Genomic DNA, 1,795 nt, shown 5'->3' on the forward strand with positions numbered 1-1,795 from the left:
CGGACGAGGCGTGCGTCGGGGACCTCGCGGTGCTGGAGGCGCGGGCCGCCGGGATCGCCGGGGTGGTGGTGTGGGGGCTGCACCGGGACACGCCGGAGCTGGTGGAGATCGGGCTGCCGGTGTTCAGCTACGGCAGCCTGCCGCTCGGGCCGCTGCGGCTGGACGGGCGGGAGCCGGAGGCGCTCGCCACGGCGAGGTTCGGACCACACCTGGTGAGCGCGGCGGACGCGGTGTTCGCGGACGCGGACGGTGTGCTGTTCGTGCCGGGCTCGCGGCTGGACGAGGTGCTGGAGACGGCGGCCGGGATCGCCCGGACCGAGCGGGCGCAGGCGGAGCGGATCCGCTCCGGTGACACGCTGCGGCGGCAGACCTCGTTCGACGAGTTCCTGGAGCGCCGGGCCGCCGACCCGGGGTACAGCTTCCGGCAGCACCTGCGGCGGGTCGGCGGGGCGATCGAGGAGTAGCGGCGGGCCCTGGGGCGGCTCAGAGCGCCAGGTGCATGACGTGCAGGGCGACGTAGCCGTGCACGGGGTGGTGGAAGGCCTCCGGGACGGTGCCGACGACGGTGAAGCCGAGCGACTCGTAGAGCTTCACCGCGTGCTCGTTGGACGCGACCACGGCGTTGAACTGGACGGCGCGGTAGCCGGACCGGCGGGCCCAGTCGATGCTGTCGAGGACGAGCGCCCGGCCGATGCCCCGGCCGCCGTGCGCCGGGTCCACCATGTAGCTGGCGCTGGCGACGTGGCCGCCGTTGCCCATCTGGTTGCGGTTCATCTTGGCGGTGCCGAGCACCGCGCCGGTGGCCTCGTCGACGGCGACCACGGTGCGGTGCGGCTCGGGCAGCAGCCACCACTCCCGGCCCTGCTCGAATCCGAGGTCGAGCGGGTAGGTGAAGGTCTCGCCGGCGGCGACGACGGAGTGGAAGAACGGCCAGATGCCCGGCCAGTCCTCGGTGGTGGCTTCCCTGATCAGCATCCGGACATGATGCGCGGCGGACGGCGGGAGGTCCAGTCGTTTTCTCCCGCCGTCCGACCGTGTCCGACCGTGTCCGGCCGTGTCCGTCCGATCGGCCGTCAGAGCAGCTGTCAGAGCATCGAGGCGGCCGGCTTGACCATCGCGCGGGCGGTCTTGGCGTCGACGTACTCGCCGATCGCGGTCATCACCCATTCGCCCGAGTACTGGCGGACCAGCTTGCACATCACCACGCCGGTGCGGGACTCGGACTGGGTGAGGTCGAAGCGGACCAGCTCCTGGTTGGTGCCGGCGTCGACCAGTCGGCAGTAGGCGTTCTTGACCTCGGTGAACTTCTGGCCGGAGAAGGAGTTCACCACGAACACCAGGCCGCACACCTCCGGCGGCAGGCCGTTGAGGTGGACGGTGATCGACTCGTCGTCGCCGCCGCCCTCGCCGGTCAGGTTGTCGCCGGAGTGGGTGATCGCGCCGTTGAAGATGCCCAGCTTCATGAACCAGGCGGTGTCCAGCTTCTCGCGCTTGGCGTCGAAGGCGAGGCAGGAGGCGTCGAGGTCGATGTTGCGGCCGCGGCCGGCGGGCTCCCAGCCGAGGCCCATCCGGATCGAGGAGAGGAAGGGCTTGCCGTTCTTCTCCAGCGAGACCGAGCCGCCCTTGGTGAGGCTGACCCGGCCCTTGTCCAGGGTGACCTTGGTGAGCGACGGCGCGGTCGCCGCGGCGGGCGGGGCCGGGGGCATCGGGGGCGCACTCTGCGGCATCGGCGGGGCGGAGGCCATGGCGAGCCGGGGGTCGACCGGGCCGGCGGCCGGCGGCGGGGCCGGCGCGG

The 1,795-nt window shown here is 72.6% G+C and carries 3 protein-coding genes; 1 reads left to right on the plus strand and 2 read right to left on the minus strand.

The genetic code is table 11. From position 1 onward, the window contains the following. On the plus strand, window positions 1-464 hold a 464-nt coding region (locus tag ADK60_RS22150), incomplete at its 5' end, for an RraA family protein (RefSeq protein ID WP_045940114.1). A gap of 19 nt (window positions 465-483) precedes the next feature. On the opposite strand, the gene ADK60_RS22155 is transcribed toward ADK60_RS22150, so the two are convergent. Together ADK60_RS22155 and ADK60_RS22160 are read right to left on the minus strand one after the other, a co-directional pair. Next, complete coding sequence (locus ADK60_RS22155) at window positions 484-975, minus strand: GNAT family N-acetyltransferase (RefSeq protein ID WP_045940113.1); 492 nt, start codon at window positions 973-975, stop codon at window positions 484-486. A gap of 110 nt (window positions 976-1,085) precedes the next feature. Next, window positions 1,086-1,795: TerD family protein (locus tag ADK60_RS22160; protein ID WP_199839719.1), on the minus strand; the 710-nt coding region annotated here is incomplete at its 5' end.

The organism is Streptomyces sp. XY431, from assembly GCF_001279805.1.
In the GTDB taxonomy this organism is placed as follows: Bacteria; Actinomycetota; Actinomycetes; order Streptomycetales; family Streptomycetaceae; genus Kitasatospora; species Kitasatospora purpeofusca.

What these genes read in the sequence shown, in the direction of transcription:
- ADK60_RS22155 (WP_045940113.1), bottom strand. Translation starts at nt 975, where the DNA reads ATGCTGATCAGGGAAGCCACCACCGAGGACTGGCCGGGCATCTGGCCG.